A 14,227-nucleotide genomic window follows, 5' to 3' on the forward strand; every position below is an offset into this window, starting at 1 on the left:
CACTGTGGCCTTCGGGCCGGTTCCGTCGCCGCCCGGCCCGGGTGCGCGGGAACCGGGACCGCGCGAAACCCGTTCGCGCCCCGGGGCGCGGGCTGCGTAGGGTCGGCTCATGGGGAAGCCGCTCGTCGCAGTGTTCAGTGGGGCCGGGATGTCCACCGATTCCGGGATTCCGGACTACCGGGGGCCGCAGGGGTTGTGGCGGCGCGAGCCCGATGCCGAGAAGCTCGTCACCTACGCCTGCTACATGGCCGATCCGGAGATCCGGCGGCGCTCCTGGCTGATGCGCGCCGAGATCGGCGCCCTCGGGGCGCGGCCCAACGCCGCGCACGTCGCGGTGGCCGAGCTGGAGCGCGGCGGCACCCCGGTACGGGTGATCACGCAGAACGTGGACGGTCTGCACCAGCTCGCCGGGATGCCCGCGCGCAAGGTGTTCGAGCTGCACGGCACGGCCCGGTCGGTGGTGTGCACGGCGTGTCACGCCGGGTCCGGGATGGACGGGGCGTTGGCCCGGGTCGCCGCCGGGGAGCCGGATCCCGCGTGCCTCGCCTGCGGGGGAATCCTCAAGGCGGCGACGGTGATGTTCGGGGAGCGGCTGGACCCCGAGGTGCTGGGGCAGGCCATTGCGGTGGCCAAGGGGTGTCAGGTGTTCATCGCCGTCGGGTCGACCCTCCAGGTGCAGCCCGCCGCCTCGCTGGCCGGGATGGCGGCGGAGGCGGGGGCCCGCCTGATCATCGTGAACGCCGAGGAGACCCCGTACGATCCCCTCGCGGACGAGGTGATCCGCGAGCCGATCGGGACGGCCCTGCCGGCGCTGCTGGCCCGGATCGGCGCCTGAGGCGCCTGCTCGCGCCTGAGGCACCTGCTCGCGCCCGGACCGGCTGCCGGCGCGTGCGCGCCCGCTGCGGGCGCCGCCGGCCCGGATCGCCGCCTGCCGGACCGGGACCACGAAGCCCGCTCAGCCCTCGGCGTCGGCCGCCCGGCGCATTTCCGCGACATCGAGCTTCTTCATCTGCATCATGGCGGCCGTCGCGCGGGTGGCCCGTCCCGGGTCCGGGTCGGCGATCAGCTCGATGGCGCCGGGCGGGATCACCTGCCAGGACACCCCGAACCTGTCCTTGACCCAACCGCAGGCGGATTCCGCGCCGCCGTCCTTCGTCAGCTCGTCGTAGTAGTAGTCCGCCTCCGCCTCGTCCGCGCAGTGGATCTGGAAGGAGATGGCCTCGGTGAAGGGGAACTCCGGACCGCCGTTGAGGCCGACGAACCTCTGCCCGTTGATCTCGAACTCGGCGATCAACACCTCACCGGCCGCGCCGGGCATCGCCTCGTTCTTGTAGGCGGTGCGTCCGCGCTTGCCGTCCTTGAAGACCGACAGGTAGTAGTCGGCGGCGGCCTCCGCGTCGCCGTCGAACCACAGACACGTGGTGAAGCCGGTGCTGCTGCTCATGACTGCCTCCAGAGTGGGTGCGCGGGACGGCTCCCGGGGCCGGGTTCCGTCTCACACATACAGACCGGCCCCCGGCCCGGAACTCATCGGTGGGCCGGGGACCGGTCTGTGTCCCCTCGTGAATGCACTCGTCCGGACTACATGGCGAGCATCCGGTCGACGACACGCTCGGTCGCGTGGCCGTCGTCGAGGTCGCAGAACTCGGCTCGGAACGCCGCCCGCGCATCGGCGTGTTCGGCGGCGATCGCGTCCGCGTTCCGTACGGCCTCGATCAGGCTCGCCGAGTCGGCGATGAGCGGTCCGGGAGCCTTCTTCTCCAGGTCGAAGGTGAAGCCGCGCAGCGTGTCGCGGTAGTGCTCCAGGTCGTACGTGAACAGCAGGATCGGCCGGTCGGTCAGCGCGAAGTCGAAGATCGCGGACGAGTAGTCCGAGATCAGCACGTCGGCGACGAGCAGCAGGTCCGTGGTGTCGGGCCAGCGCGACACGTCGATCACGAAGCCGTCGCGGGCTCCCTCGCGGACCTGCTCGTTGACCTTGTGGTGGCCGCGGATCAGCAGGACGTGGTCCTCGCCGAGCGCGCTGCGGGCCGCGTCCAGGTCGATCTGCAGGTCCAGCTTGTAGCCGTTCGACCAGCCCTCGCGGTTCTCGCGCCAGGTCGGCAGGTAGAGGACGACCTTCTTGCCCTCAGGCAGGCCGAGCCGCCGCCGGACCTCGGCGACGCGCTGCTCGTCCGGGCGGACGAGGGCGTCGGTGCGCGGGCTGCCGGACTCGATGATCTCGCCGTCGTAGCCGAGGGCGCGCTTGAGGACCGGGGTGGCGTACGAGCCCGGGGAGGCGAGCAGCGACCACTGGGCGGCGTCGTGCCGCAGCGCGTCGAGCGCCTCGGGGCTCGTGTAGTAGTCGTGCAGGTAGTCGTGGCCGATCTGCTTCAACGGCGTTCCGTGCCACGTCTGGACGACGGTCTGGCCCGGGCGGCGGCGGAAGTGGTTCGGCACGCTGTCGTTGACGACGTAGTAGCGGGCCCGCGCCAGGACGTCCCATGCCTCCAGGCTGTCGTACTGGACGGCGCGGGCGGTCGACGGGACCTCGGCGCGGCCGTCGCGGACCAGCCAGACGTGGTCCAGCTTCGCGCCGCGCCGCACCAGTTCCTCGTGGATGGCACGGGGCGAGTCGCCGGCGCCGTTCCCCTGGAAGGTCTCGTACACGACCATGTCCTTGACCGGCAGGGCGCACTGGGCCGGGTAGGTGATGTCGCGGGCCACCCGCTGGGCGTACCGCGAGCGGTCGTGCGGGCTGATCAGCGGGTCGCTGACCAGCACCAGCCGGTCGTACAGACGGGCCTCGACCCGCATGCGGCGGCCGTCGGTGGTGACGTGGTGCGGTCCGGAGAACAGCACCGGCGGCAGGAGCTGGAGCGGCGCGCCGCGGTCGACGCCGAGCAGGCTCGCCGTGGTACCGCCCTGGCTCACCGGGCGCAGGGTGGGCCACCAGCGGCCGTGCGGAAGGGTGGTGCGGCCGGCGTACGCCTCGGGCAGGACCGGTTCGAAGGACGCCTCGAAGCGGTCCCCGGCACGGGTGACGGGGTAGCTGAACTCGGTGCCGTGGTGGTTGTGCAGGACCAGTTCGTACGGCTCGTCGGGGGCGTCCGCGGGCGCGTGGAAGCTGCCCCCGAGGGTCAGGGTGCCGTTCTTGGACGAGACGGTGTCCACGAGCGGCGGCGATGCCTGGACGGAGAGGACCAGGTGGCCCGACGTGCCGCGCTTGGCGAAGACGGCGCGGCCGGTGGCGTCGTCGGGCACGGGCACGACCAGTCCGGTGAACCCGCCCCGCTCGTCGAGGACCAGGGGGTGTTCGGTGCCGTCCGCGCGGACGACGGCCAGGTTCCACGCCTGCGGCGCCCACTCGCCGGGACCGGGCAGCGGTACGTCCGCCAGCTCGGCCAGGCGCAGGACGCCGGTGAACGGGACACGGCCGTTCGTGGCGGCGTCGGCCGTGTCCAGCGGGACGGTCAGCGCGTTGCCGCTGCCGACGTGCGTCGCCCGCAGGGAGGCACCCCGCCCGATCTCGGAGGACAGCTCGCCGGACACCTCGACGGCGCCGTCGCCGGACGCCAGGACGTCCAGGGCGCGGGCGCGGACGACCTCGACCTTGATCGTCAGGGAGCCGGCGACGGTCGGGACGATCCGGACGTCGGGGGTCGCCCAGTACGAGGGCGGGTTGTGGCCGCTGTCGTGGTCGCCGCCCCTGAGGCGCGCGCGGTGCAGGCCGCCGGCGCCGGTGACGGCGATGGAGGTGGTCCACGTCCCGTCGTTCCATGTGCCGCCCGTCTGGAAGACGGTGGGGTCGACGACGGCGGTGAACCCGGCCCAGTCCGCGTGCCGCAGCGCGAGGTGCGGCTCGTTGACGGTGGCCATCGGGGAGGCGACGGTGCGGGCGGTGACGACGCTGCGGCGGCGCTTGCCCTGCTCCCGGAAGACCAGCATCTTGCGGGAGCCCAGGCGGCTTTCGGCGCCCAGGTGGCCGGGGAGCGCGTACCCGCGCAGGAGCAGCTTGCCGTCGCTCCAGGCGGCCTGTTCCAGCCGGCTGACCACGCGGCGTTCACGCGGGCCGAGCGTGAGGAGCTTGGGCGGAACGGGGGCGGTGAGGAAGGGGTAGTCGGCCTGCGGGCGGGCGAGGCCCTTGACCGGCACGCTGTAGGAGTAGTCGCTCTGGTGCTTGTTGAGGGCGATGAACTCCTCGACGCGGCCTTCCCGGGCGAGGTACGCCTTGAGCCGGTCGGCGACGGTGAGGTCGGACCAGGGGCCGGGGCCGATCTCGCGGATGAGACCGCCGACCTCCTTGACGAAGGCCGCCCGGAAGTCGGGACCGCCCTCACCGACGTACTTGTAGATGAGCGGCAGCTCTTCGCTGAGTACGTTGTGGTCGTACTCGCGCAGGTAGCGGGCGTACTTCTCGCCCTGCTTGGCCTTGAGCGCGTCGCGGACCAGCCGGATGGAGGTGACGCGGTCGATGACGGAGACCGGGTCGGTGGAGCGCTGGGTGATGGAGCGCTCGCCGGTCTCGCGCACCCGCCAGTGGTAGACGCAGTCGCTGATCACGTCGACGCTGGTGGCGAAGTAGTGGGCCGGGATGCTGACGGGGGCGTCCTCGTAGAGGATGCCTTCCGGGTACTGGAAGCCGTGCTCGTCCCAGAAGCTGCGCCGGTAGACCTTGTTCCACGCGGTGCGGTCGGTGACCAGCGGCGCGAACTTGGAGATGTGGGTCTTCAGCCGCGTCGTGGCGAAGGGGGCGCGGTGGCCCCAGGACTGCTGCATGCCGACGGAGCGGAACCGCTTGACGTTGCCGCCGGCGAAGTCGGAGCCCGTCTCGTCGAGGGCGTCGATCAGCAGCTGGTAGGCGTTCGTCGGCATGGTGTCGTCACTGTCGACGAAGGCGAGGTACTCGCTGCCTTCGGATATGTGACGGGCGCCCGCGTTGCGGGCGGCACCGAGTCCGGCGTTCTTCTGCCGGACCAGTCGGAACCTGCCGTCCCGCGCGGCGAACGCCTCGCCTATCGCGGCGCTGGCGTCGGTGGAACCGTCGTCGACGAGGACGACCTCGAAGTCATCGAAGGTCTGGGCGGCGATGGACTCCAGGCACTCGTCGAGGTAGAGCTCGACGTTGTAGACCGGTACGACGATGCTCAGGCGCGGGGGCATGGGTGGCAGGTTCTCCAGCTTTTTGCTTTGTTGATGATCAACCGATTAGAGCATCTTACTCGGTAACGGGACGATAAATTCCGCCCATCTCGGACATATCGTCCCTGGTCGGCGGGCGGACGGCAAAGAATTCAGCCGCCCGCCACCGCGTCGTCGCGACCCTCGCTGTTCCTCCTCAGATCTCCAGCATGCTTTCTACCTTCTTGAGCTGGTGCCGCGCCATCGCGAGATTGGCCCGTCCCCGGTCGAGCGCGAGGTAGAGGAAGAAGCCGCCGCCGCCGTGCGCCTTCAGCAGCCGGATCAGGTGGTACTGGCCGCCGAGAGTGATCAGGATGTCCTCGATCTCGTCCTTCAGGCCCAGCATCTCCATGGTCCGCACCTTGGCCCGCACCACGTCCGTATTGCCGGCCGCGGCGATCCCGAGGTCCAGGTCCTTGCCTCCGCCGACGGTGCCGAGCGCCATACCGCTGCCGTAGTCGACCAGCGCGGCACCGAGCGCGCCGTCGATGGTGGTGGTGGCTTCCTTGAGCGCGGTCTCCACGTTGGCCATGAGTGGTTCCTCTTTCTGCTGTCGTTTTCTGCTGTCGTTTCCACGGGGGGTCGTACGGATCTCAGGACGAGGGCGCCTCGGTCGGCATGGGCGGGGTGACCGGGCCCCGCAGGCCGAGGGCGTGCTCGACGAGTTCGGTGATCCGCGAGGTGGAGCGGCGGGCCTCCAGGTGGAGTCGGCCCACGTTGACCCGCGGCTCCGCGATCAGGGTGAGGACGGCCGACTGCCCCACGGCGTAGGTGGCGACGTAGCCGTGCTCGCCGCGCACCAGCAGTTCCCGGAAGGCCCCCTGGCCCGTGCAGTCGCTGAGCCGCTGGGCCACCCCGAGGGCGGCGGCGGTGAGCGCGGCGACGGATTCCGCTTCGGTGGCCGCGCTGTCGTGGGCGAGCACCAGGCCGTCGGCGCTCGCGGCGAGGGCGCCGGTGAGCTGGGGGACGCGGGCCCGCAGCCGCCGCAGCTCCGCGCGTATCTCGGCTTCGGTCTCCGCGGTCATCACGACCGTGTTCATGTCGGCCGGCCTCCTTTCGGGCTGCCTGCGCTCGGAGCGGTCGGCGCGCAGGACCGGTCGCAGCGGGAGCCTCACAGGCTTGCCTCCAGTGCGTCGCGTAACCGGCGGAGCAGCGCCACGTCCGGGGATTGGGTCTGGGTCATCCAGTCGGGCAGGGCCCCGGCCACCGGTGCCGGGGCGGGCTCGTGCGGGGTCTCGACCAGGCCGGCGGCCGCGAGTCTGCGCACGTCGAGCAGCGTGTGGAAGGCGGGCCGGCCCAGCGCCCAGGCGAGGTCCGCGGGGGTGCGTACGCCGTCCGCCTGCCGGAGCAGGAGGCGCTGGCGGGCAGTGACCGTCTGGCCGGGGGCGGCCGGGCGCGGCACCACGGGGGCGGTGTCCAGCCGGGGGTACGGCCACACCGCGTCCAGCAGTTCCCGGCGCCGGCAGGTCTCCCGCTCGACGGCCGCCGCGGGGACCGACCGGACCGAGCCGATCCAGTGCGTGGCCCCGCGCCGGAACCGGGAGGGACCGCTGCCCGGCGAGAGGGCGAAGAAGGCGGCGTCGAAGATGGCGGCGAGATGGCAGATCTCCAGCTCCCCGCCCGCCATGCCTCCGCTGTCCACCAGGAACCGGGCGACCTGCCGGCGGGCCCCGGCCTGGTTGACGGCCTCGTTCCAGCGTTCCGGGGCGAGGCCGCCCCCGGTGGTGAGCAGGACCTCCAGGCCGGGCGTCGAAGGACTCTCGGCGTGCACGATCCGGCCGTCCTCCAGGAAGAGGGTGCCGCGGTCGCGCAGCAGGGCGCCGGTGGCGCGCTCGGCGGCGAGGCGGGTGAGCAGCGGCGAGACGGCGGTGGCCGAGGTGACGGTGGCCGTCGCGGCGGTCATCTGAGCACCAACCCCTCGGCGAGGGCGCGGAGCCGGTGCCGGGCGAGGGCCAGGTTGCCGTCGGCGCGGTCGAGCCAGAGATGGAGGAAGACACTGCTGTCGAAGCTGGTCTCGACGAAGCGCAGCACGTGGTAACCGGTGCGGGTGGTGACGATCAGGTCCTCCACGGGCGGTCCCGCGGCGGCGACGGGCCCGGAGCCCGCTTCCGCGCCCGTTCCTCCCGTTCCCGTTCCCGGTTCCGTCGGGGCGAAGGACTCGTATTCGGCGGCCGCTCGGGCCAGCTCGGCGGTCTCGGCGGCGGTGGTCTCGTGGTCGCCCACGGGCGAGTCCCCCGCGGTGCCGAGGGCCAGTCCGCTGCTCCAGTCGACCAGCGCGGCGCCCCGCGCACCGGGCAGGGCCATGGCTTCGAGCAGACATTCGTCGATCCCGGGCACGCGGGCTCCCCTCCCGGCTGGACGTGCTGGGTGCACGGTCGTTCGGCGCGACAGGAGGGAACTTACTCAACTTCCGCAGAGCGAAAAGGCGTTCTGGCATTTTCCGCTGGAACATGCGCGGTAGCACGTGCCGGGTTGGCCGGATCGCGTCTACTTCTGATCAAGAGAGCCTGATCAAGGCGGTCCGATCACGAAGCGAGCGGCAGGTGTTCCGCGAGCCGGAACGCCCCGCCCTCGCGCATGACATATCCCTCATGACTGAGGGTACGCAGCAGGTGGTAGACGGTCGGCAGCGGAATCCCGGTGATCCGCGAGAGCCGCTTGGCCGTCGCGCCGCCCTCGGCGTGCATCGCCTCCACAAGGCGCAGCGCCCGCTGCACGGAACCGATCAGGGTGGGTGCGCTGTCCTTGTGGATGTGGTCGGTGCCCATGGTGAGTCCCCCTGCTCGGTAACGAGGCTGGCAAACCCATCAAAGTGGCTCACCGGCCACAAAACCAGCCGACCCGCGTAAACCTGAGCATAAGATCAACCACCGCCGGCTCGTGCGCGGCCTGTCTCCCGGCCCGGTCCTGCCCCAAGGGAACGCACCGGTCGGCCGGTTGGGCGGGGCCGGACAGCCGGATCGGAGCCCCCGCACTCGCACGCCCCGCCGTACGCGGGCGTCTCCCGGGCCTCCCCACCGCACCCTCGCGCGTGTCACGCTGCCCGTCATGGAGCGGATCATCGAGGAGATACGCGAGGACCTGGGACGCCGGATCGCGGTGGCGGCGGACCGGCTCGCCGATCGCACCCTGGCCGAGGAACCCGGCTACGCCGGGCAGTTCGGTCGGGCCGAACTGCGCGAGCGGATCCACCGCACGCTGGAGCGGGCCGTCGCGGCCCTGGTCGGCGGGGAGCGGGGCCTGCCGCCCGACCCGGCCGACGTCCGCGAGGCCGGCGCCGAGGGGGCGGACGCGGCGGAGCGGGGCCTTCCGCTGGAGTCCCTGTTGCGCGGGTACCGGCGGGCCGGGCGGCTGCTGTGGCAGACGCTGACCGAAGCGGTGGCCGCCCACGACCGGGCCGCGCTGCCCCGGCTGCTGCCGGGCGCGGCGGCGCTCTGGGAGGCGGTGGACCGGATGTCGGACGCCGCGTGCGAGGCGTACGGGCGGGCCGAGGCCGGGCGCGCCGATCGGGACCGGGAGCGCAGGGCGGCCCTGTTGGACGCCCTGCTCGACGGTACGGCGACCGCAGCCGGGGTCGCGGACGCCGCCGTCCGGCTGGGGCTGCCGGAGCGGGGCCGGTTCGCCGTGCTCGCGTTCGGGCCGGGCGGGGCCCCGACCGCCGCCGGCGCGGCGTCGGGCGGTGGTCCGCGCGTGTGGTGGCGGATGCGGGCCGACGGCGAGAGCGGCCTGGTGGAGTTGGGCGCGCTCCCGCTGGAGTCCGTACGGGACCTGCTCGCGCCGGCGGGCGCCCGGGCCGGGGTCAGCCCGGTGGTGGAATCCCCCGCGGAGCTGGCCGGCGCCCGCAGGCTGGCCGCGCTGGCGCTGCGTACCGCCCCCGCGGCGGGCGGGCCGGGCGCCGCCCTGCTGGACGAACGGCTCCCCGCGGCGCTGGTCGCGGGTGACGCGGAACTCGCGGGTCGGCTGCGCCGGGTGGTGCTGGGCCCGGTGCTGGCGCTGGCGCCGGAGGACCGCCGGGTGCTGCTCACGACCCTGGGGACCTGGCTGGCCTGCCAGGGGTCGACCACTTACGCCGCCCAGCGCCTGTACTGCCACCGCAACACCGTCTCGAACCGACTGCGCCGACTGGAGCGGCTCACGGGCCGGTCGCTCGCCGATCCGGCGCAGGTGGTGGAACTCGCGCTGGCGCACGCGGCCGTGCTCCAACACACCGCCTTGCCCCACCACACCGGCGTGCGCTGAGCCGGCGGCGTGGGCCCGACCACCGCCGCGAGTCCGGTCACGGTAGTGGGTCCGGTCACCGTCGTGGCCCCGGTCACCGCGGCGCCGCCCGGTGGCCCCGCGCCGGGTCACGGCCCCGACGCGCGAGCCCCGTCCGCTTCCCCGACCTTCGCCGACTCCAGCAGGTACGGCACGTCGATCACGGCGACGCCCGGCGTGAACAGCAGCCTGGCCTTGAGCCGCAGGGCGTTCTGGTTGTGCAGCGGCTGCTCCCACCAGTGGCCCACCACGTACTCCGGGATGACGACCGACAGGACGTCCGCGCTCTCGGCGGCCGCCAGCTCCTGGATGTGGGCCATCACCGGCCCGACCACCTCGCGGTACGGCGAGTGCAGCACCTTCAGGCCGATCCCGGGGGCGTGGTCCGCCCAGGCGTCCCGCAGCCGGCGCATGTCGTCCTCGTCGGCGGCCACGGACACCGCCGTCAGCGTGTCGGGACGCAGGGCCTGCGCGTAGCCGAGGGCCTTGAGCGTCGGGGCGTGCACCGAGGCGACCAAGACCAGCACGTGGTGGCGCGCCGGCATCCGGGGACGGGCCCCGGCGGGGACGATGACCTGCGCCGAGACGGCGTCGTAGTGGCGGCGAACCCCCTTCATCCCGAGGAACAGGGCGGGCATGGCGATGCAGACGAGCCAGGCGCCGTGGGTGAACTTGGTGACGAGGACGATGACCAGCACCAGGGCGGTGAGGGTGGCGCCGATCGCGTTGATGGCGAGCCGGCGGTGGATGTGGATGCGTTCCCCGACCGCCGTGCCGGACGACGCCAACGCGCGCCTCCAGTGCCGGACCATACCGGCCTGGGAGAGGGTGAAGGAGACGAAGACGCCGATGATGTAGAGCTGGATGAGGCGGGTCAGCTCGGCGTCGAAGGCGACGATCAGGGCGATCGCGGCGATCGCGAGCAGCACGATGCCGTTCGAGTAGACGAGCCGGTCGCCCCGGTTGTAGAGCTGACGCGGCGCGTACCGGTCCCGGGCCAGGATGGAGGCGAGCATCGGGAAGCCGTTGAAGGCGGTGTTGGCGGCGAGGACGAGGACGCCCGCGGTGACGGCTTGGAGCAGGTAGAAGAGGACGTGCCAGTCCCCGAAGGTGGCGCGGCCGATCTGGGCCAGCGCGGTGGACATGGGGGTGCCCGCGGGCAGACCCAGCTCGGTGGGATCGGCGGCGACGTGCACCTCGTACACCATGGCGAGGATCGTGATGCCCATGAACATCGTCACCGCCAGGACGCCCATCGCGGCCAGTGTGGTGGCGGCGTTGCGGCTCTTGGGTTTGCGGAACGCGGGCACGCCGTTGCTGATGGCCTCGACGCCCGTCAGAGCCGTACAGCCGGAGGCGAAGGCGCGCATCGCGAGCAGCACGAGGGCGAACCCGGCGTACGTCCCCTCGGCGGTGATCGGGAGCGTGGCGGACTCGGCCCGGATGGTGTCGCCGGTCGCGATCCGGAACGCGGCGACGGCGAACATGAGGTAGATGAGGAGGACGAAGCCGTACGTCGGTACGGCGAAGACCCGTCCGGACTCCCGCACGCCGCGCAGGTTCATCAGCGTGAGCAGCACCACGAAGGCGACCGAGAGGGCGACTTGGTGGTCGCTGAGCGCGGGGATGGCCGAGGTGATCGCGGCGACGCCGGAGACGACGGACACGGCGACGGTCAACACGTAGTCGACCAGCAGCGCGCTGGCGGCGGTCAGCGCGGCGGTCTGGCCGAGGTTCTCCGCGCTGACGACGTACGCGCCGCCGCCGCCGGGGTAGGCGTGGCAGGTCTGTCGGTACGAGGCGACGACCACGACCAGCAGGAAGACGATGGCGGCGGCCGCGTACCAGGCGAGGTGGAGGAGGGCGACGCCGCCGAGTGCGAGGGTCAGCAGGATCTCTTCGGTGGCGTAGGCCACGGAGGAGAGCGGGTCGCTGCAGAAGATCGGCAGTGCGAGTCGCTTGGGCAGCAGCGTCTCACCCAGGCGCGCGGTGTCGAGCGGCTCACCGACCAGCATGCGTTTGGCATTGATACGCCTCATTCAGGCATGATCATCCATTTTCGCGGCATTCCGTCCGCCATCGGCGCTGTGTCCCCGATCCGGTGCGCGGTCCAGTTCCTCGGCCCGGTGCGCCAGCCACAGGTCGTAGCGGGCGCTCGGCGAGCGGAGCAGGGAACGCTCCATCAGTTCCTCGACCCGGGTGAGGCGTTTGCGGGTGCCGGGCAGCGAGAGGCCGAGTTCCGCGGCCGCCGGGGCGAGCCGCGCGTCGTGCCGCAGCCAGGCGCGGACGGTCTCCCGCGCACCGGCGGGGGCGCCGGGCCCGGTCAGCGGGCCGAGATGGGCCCGGGACCAGGCCACCAGGTCGGGGTGGCGCAGGACGCCGTCCAGGTCGGTGGCGCCCACGGCGGCGGGCAGGCCGGGCGGCCGGCCGCCGGCCGGGATCAGGCGCAGGGCCAGCGAGAGGGCCGCCTGGTCGGCCAAGCGGGCGAGGTCCAGGCCGAGCACGGCCTCGACCAGGCGGATCCGGGTGGCCAGGGTGTTCCGGTGGATCTTCAGGAGCCGAGTGGCGTACGAGGCGAAGTCCAGCCAGGCGTGGGCGGTGGCGCGCAGTTCCTGGGGGCCGGGGTCCTGCGGCCGCCGGGGCTCGTACCCGTGCAGGGGCGCGAGCAGGGCCTCGGCCCAGTCGGCCGCCGCCTCGAGGGCGGCCAGTTCCAGTTCGGGGCCGGGGCCGAAGCGGGCGTGCCGCCCGGCGCGGCCCCGCGCTACGGCCAGGGCGTGGAAGGCCTGGCCGTAGGCGGCGGGCAGCTGCCGCAGGTGGGCCTCGGCGCTCACCCCGACCACGCAGTCCCCGGCCAGTTCCACGAGTGCCGCGGCGAGGTGGTCGCTCCCGCCCGGACCCGCCGCGGGTTCCGCGGGGACCAGGACGATGAGGTGGCGTACGTACACGGGGCAGTGGACGGTCCAGGCCCGGCCGCCGGTGAGCCGCTCGCACACCGCGGCCACGGCGGACCGCGCCCCCGGCCGGCACTCGATGACGTAGAGCCGTACCGGCTCGGGCAGGGCGGGCTCCAAGGTCGCCGCGACCTGCCGGGCGGTGGACACCCGGCCGTTCATCAGCAGGTGCAGCACGGCTTCGCGGGCCCGCGACTCGGCGAGCCGGGCCCGCTCCTCGCGCAACCGGGCCTCCTCGGCGGCCAACACCAGGGCCAGCGGGACGGCGGCGTCCGCGAGCAGGGCGGCCGCCGCGGGGTGGTGCGGAAGGTCCAGTACGGCCGCCAGCGCGTGCCGCTCGTCCAGCGCGAACAGCAGTGCGGCCGAGCCGTCTCCGTGCAGCACCGCCGAACGGGCGCCTCGGGCGGCCATCTCGGCCGCGGCCCGAACGGCGAGTTCCGGTGCTCCGGTCCGCCCCGGCCGGTCGACTCCCGTCGTGTCCGTCACCCCGGTCCAGCCGCCCAGCCGGGTGGCCAGCCACCGCAACAGCGCGGCGGAGCCACCGGTGTGGGCGAGCCGGTGCACCGTGCGGATGTCGTCGGACCGGGAGGGGCCGAGGGGCGCCGGGGTGGCGGGATGTGACGAAATGACAGGTCCCTTCGTGCGGCCGTTGCGCGGCCGTCGCGCGGCCGCATTCAACCAGCCGCCGCACACTGTGCGCTGTGACACCAGTCTCGCCCGCTCACTGTGCGGGGCGCATCCGGCGGACCGGTTGCCCGGCGCCTAGGGTGGCACCCGAGCGGTCGGGCCCCGGCGCCGACGGGGGCAACGGGGGAGGTGCCGGGGCCGGTCCGCTCGGGTCCCGGCCGTCCGCCGCCGCGCCGCTCACATCTTGGCCGCCGCGGCGCGGATGGCCTCGCGAATGCGGAAGTAGGTGCCGCAGCGGCAGATGTTGGCGATGGCGTCGATGTCCGCGTCCGTGGGGTCGGCAGTGCGCTCGAGCAGGGCGACCGCCGGCCACCGCTCCGGGTACGGGCCGTACCTACCAATCGGCAGATACGGCTCGATGAACTTCCACTGGGCATTGGTGCGTTGCCTACGGGTCACGACCACAGTCCTACCGGATCCCACTCTGTGAAGAGCCAGTGGTCAGTGGCGGGAGATACCTGCCGAGTTCGAGCCCTGGGCCACTGTCTACGGACGCTTTCGGGTGTGGCGGGACGCCGGTGTGTTCACCGCCCTGCTGGAAGGCCTCCGCGCTTCGCATCGCGGGCGTCGATCTCGACCAGGCAGGCGGTGCGGGACTTGTACTCCTCGTGGAAGGCGATGCCCTGCGCACAGCCGCCCGGCATCGGGCGCCCCCAGGCGCCCTCCTGCGCGGCCTTGTCCAGGACCGCACGCTGCGCATCGGTCTTGGGGAACGCCCGGCGGAACCGGTAGGGGACCCGGCCGGTGCGCACGGCTAGAGGTCCACCAGGTCGGCGATCGCGGGCAGGGTCGGTATGGCGGCGTCGGCGCGCTGCGGGGCGACGGCGTCCGATCCGGCTCGGGTGACGAGGGCGAGGGTCGGCGCCGCGACGAGGCGGGTGAGGAAGGAGCGCCGGCCGCGCCGGTCCGCGTCGGGACTCTGTCCGGTCATGTCGTCGTGTCCCCACCCTGCGCGGATCCACCGACGTGGACGCCGTCGACGCGTTGCCGGTGCGTAGCGTAGCGATCACCGGACAGGGTGGGATGTGATCGCGCGGAGCGGGGTCCTTCGTTCGAGGGGTCCCGCTGCCGGGTGGTGACCGGCGCCCGGGAGCACTCGGAGCGCCCGGGGGGCTCGCGCTCCTCGCGCGTGCGCTCGAATCCATCCGATCGGACAGCGGTTTTCCGGCCGC

General features: G+C 73.0%; 13 protein-coding genes and 2 pseudogenes. 3 read left to right on the top strand and 12 right to left on the bottom strand.

Features of this window, described 5'->3' with window-relative positions:
• Nucleotides 1-109 precede the first annotated feature (109 nt).
• Nucleotides 110-835, top strand: a complete 726-nt coding sequence (locus ACFVXJ_RS03255) for an NAD-dependent deacetylase (protein WP_389657735.1) — start codon at nt 110-112, stop codon at nt 833-835.
• A 120-nt stretch (nt 836-955) separates the two neighbouring features.
• Here ACFVXJ_RS03255 and ACFVXJ_RS03260 read toward each other — a convergent pair whose 3' ends face one another.
• The 7 genes from ACFVXJ_RS03260 to ACFVXJ_RS03290 form a co-directional block, all read right to left on the bottom strand.
• Complete coding sequence (locus ACFVXJ_RS03260; RefSeq protein ID WP_389657738.1) at nt 956-1,444, bottom strand: VOC family protein; 489 nt, start codon at nt 1,442-1,444, stop codon at nt 956-958.
• Nucleotides 1,445-1,581: 137 nt separating this feature from the next.
• Entirely contained in the window at nt 1,582-5,142 is a 3,561-nt protein-coding gene (locus ACFVXJ_RS03265; RefSeq protein WP_389657742.1) for a CDP-glycerol glycerophosphotransferase family protein, read from the bottom strand.
• A 175-nt stretch (nt 5,143-5,317) separates the two neighbouring features.
• Nucleotides 5,318-5,692: a hypothetical protein gene (locus tag ACFVXJ_RS03270; RefSeq protein WP_389657745.1), complete on the bottom strand. Its 375-nt coding sequence runs from the start codon at nt 5,690-5,692 to the stop codon at nt 5,318-5,320.
• A 61-nt stretch (nt 5,693-5,753) separates the two neighbouring features.
• A complete protein-coding gene (locus ACFVXJ_RS03275; RefSeq protein WP_389658607.1) occupies nt 5,754-6,185 on the bottom strand; it encodes a roadblock/LC7 domain-containing protein in 432 nt (143 codons plus the stop codon).
• A gap of 86 nt (nt 6,186-6,271) precedes the next feature.
• A complete protein-coding gene (locus ACFVXJ_RS03280) occupies nt 6,272-7,063 on the bottom strand; it encodes a transcriptional regulator (protein WP_389657748.1) in 792 nt (263 codons plus the stop codon).
• Complete coding sequence (locus ACFVXJ_RS03285) at nt 7,060-7,497, bottom strand: hypothetical protein (protein WP_389657751.1); 438 nt, start codon at nt 7,495-7,497, stop codon at nt 7,060-7,062. The genes ACFVXJ_RS03280 and ACFVXJ_RS03285 overlap by 4 nt, the downstream gene beginning before the upstream one ends.
• A 188-nt stretch (nt 7,498-7,685) precedes the next feature.
• Nucleotides 7,686-7,928 carry a helix-turn-helix domain-containing protein gene (locus ACFVXJ_RS03290; protein WP_389657754.1) on the bottom strand — a complete coding sequence of 81 codons (243 nt, stop codon included), beginning with the start codon at nt 7,926-7,928 and terminating at the stop codon, nt 7,686-7,688.
• A gap of 280 nt (nt 7,929-8,208) precedes the next feature.
• Here ACFVXJ_RS03290 and ACFVXJ_RS03295 point away from each other — a divergent pair, with 280 nt between their 5' ends.
• On the top strand, nt 8,209-9,399 hold the full coding sequence (locus ACFVXJ_RS03295; RefSeq protein ID WP_389657757.1) for a helix-turn-helix domain-containing protein: 1,191 nt from the start codon (nt 8,209-8,211) through the stop codon (nt 9,397-9,399).
• A 107-nt stretch (nt 9,400-9,506) separates the two neighbouring features.
• On the opposite strand, the gene ACFVXJ_RS03300 is transcribed toward ACFVXJ_RS03295, so the two are convergent.
• The 3 genes and pseudogenes from ACFVXJ_RS03300 to ACFVXJ_RS03310 all read right to left on the bottom strand — a co-directional run.
• Nucleotides 9,507-11,456 (bottom strand): APC family permease, encoded by a 1,950-nt coding sequence (locus tag ACFVXJ_RS03300; protein ID WP_389657760.1) that lies wholly within the window; start codon nt 11,454-11,456, stop codon nt 9,507-9,509.
• Nucleotides 11,457-12,932: a helix-turn-helix domain-containing protein gene (locus tag ACFVXJ_RS03305; RefSeq protein WP_389657763.1), complete on the bottom strand. Its 1,476-nt coding sequence runs from the start codon at nt 12,930-12,932 to the stop codon at nt 11,457-11,459.
• A gap of 300 nt (nt 12,933-13,232) precedes the next feature.
• Nucleotides 13,233-13,361: pseudogene (locus ACFVXJ_RS03310) on the bottom strand (2Fe-2S iron-sulfur cluster-binding protein); the annotation flags it as partial.
• A gap of 124 nt (nt 13,362-13,485) precedes the next feature.
• Between ACFVXJ_RS03310 and ACFVXJ_RS03315 the strand changes: the two are divergent.
• Nucleotides 13,486-13,608 (top strand): annotated as a pseudogene (locus ACFVXJ_RS03315) (transposase); the annotation flags it as partial.
• Here ACFVXJ_RS03315 and ACFVXJ_RS03320 read toward each other — a convergent pair.
• Complete coding sequence (locus ACFVXJ_RS03320) at nt 13,580-13,807, bottom strand: hypothetical protein (protein WP_389657766.1); 228 nt, start codon at nt 13,805-13,807, stop codon at nt 13,580-13,582. The pseudogene ACFVXJ_RS03315 and the gene ACFVXJ_RS03320 overlap by 29 nt on opposite strands.
• Nucleotides 13,808-13,809: 2 nt before the next feature.
• A complete protein-coding gene (locus ACFVXJ_RS03325; protein WP_389657769.1) occupies nt 13,810-13,986 on the bottom strand; it encodes a hypothetical protein in 177 nt (58 codons plus the stop codon).
• Nucleotides 13,987-14,227: the final 241 nt, after the last annotated feature.

The sequence above is a fragment of the Streptomyces sp. NPDC058279 genome, from assembly GCF_042881255.1.
Taxonomy (GTDB): Bacteria; Actinomycetota; Actinomycetes; order Streptomycetales; family Streptomycetaceae; genus Streptomyces.